The sequence below is a fragment of the Actinomadura alba genome (assembly GCF_014323705.1).
Taxonomy (GTDB): domain Bacteria; phylum Actinomycetota; class Actinomycetes; order Streptosporangiales; family Streptosporangiaceae; genus Actinomadura_C; species Actinomadura_C alba.
In genome coordinates this window covers 1-1,020 of sequence record NZ_JABVEC010000093.1, presented here as the reverse complement: position 1 = coordinate 1,020, position 1,020 = coordinate 1, and the positions used below count along the sequence as shown (strand labels likewise).

At 64.1% G+C, this 1,020-nt stretch carries 2 protein-coding genes; one reads left to right on the top strand and one right to left on the bottom strand.

Translation table 11 applies throughout. The features are described 5' to 3' along the window. Positions 1-479 (bottom strand): winged helix-turn-helix transcriptional regulator (locus HKK74_RS38870; protein WP_187248438.1); only part of this gene is annotated, 479 nt, incomplete at its 3' end. Positions 480-559: 80 nt separating this feature from the next. Between HKK74_RS38870 and HKK74_RS38865 the strand changes: the two genes are divergently transcribed. Continuing rightward, positions 560-1,020: tautomerase family protein (locus HKK74_RS38865; RefSeq protein ID WP_187248437.1), on the top strand; the 461-nt coding region annotated here is incomplete at its 3' end.

The following is a 1,020-nucleotide window of genomic DNA, read 5'->3' as shown; positions in this document are numbered from 1 at the left end:
GCTTCTCGGAGTCGCTCGGCAAGGTCCTCGGGGAGTCCCGGTCCGGGCGTTGGGATGATCTGACGCACCTCGATCGGCCGGCCTGTTCTTGCATCGATCACTTCGATCTCGACCGGTAGGCCCGTCTCACGGTCACGCAGTTCGATAGGTGGCCCACTGGGATCCGCCAGCCAACGGTCTCCCCAGCGGATCATCGCGGCGAGCACGGTAAAGAAGTCGCGGCCCTTCTCAGTCAGGCGATATTCGTGACGCACCGGCCGATCCTGATAGGGCCGGCGTTCGAGCATGTCCTCATCAACGAGGCGATCGAGTCGCTGAGTGAGGACGTTGCGGCTCACACCTAGCCGCTGCTGGAACTCCTCGAAACGGCGAGCACCGTAGAAAGCCTCTCGCATGACCAGGGGCGTCCACCAGTCTCCGACGAGATCGACGGTACGGGCGATCGAGCAGGGCCAGTTGTCGAAGCGGGTTCGGCGCATGACATCAATGCTAGTTGCTCTAATGAACTGACCTTGCTAGCGTCAGTTGCTCTAGTGAACTTACTACCTGGAGGCAGACCATGCCCATGATCGACCTCACCATGCCGAGTGGCGCCCTCGCGGACGACAGCAAGGCCGAGCTCATGGAGGCACTTACCCGCACCCTGCTGAAGTGGGAAGGCGCAAAGCCCGGAAACAAGGCGGCCGAGTCGATCGCTTGGACGTTCCTGCACGAATCAGCGCTGGTCACGGTGGCAGGCCGTCCCACCCAGCAGCCCCGCTACCGCGTCGTGGTAGGCGTACCGCAGGGCACGCTGGACAGTGACGCCAAGGCAGGACTGGTCGCGGAGGTGACCGAGCGGATCCTGCGCGCTGAGATGAACGGCCGGCCCCCTACCCCCGAGGACGGCTTCCGCGTCTGGGTGATCATCAACGAGATCACCGACGGCAACTGGGGCGGCGGCGGCCGCATCTTCCGGCTGGCCGACATCCTCACCTTCGCCGGAGCAGGCGAAAAGGAGATCGAACGGCGCACGGCACG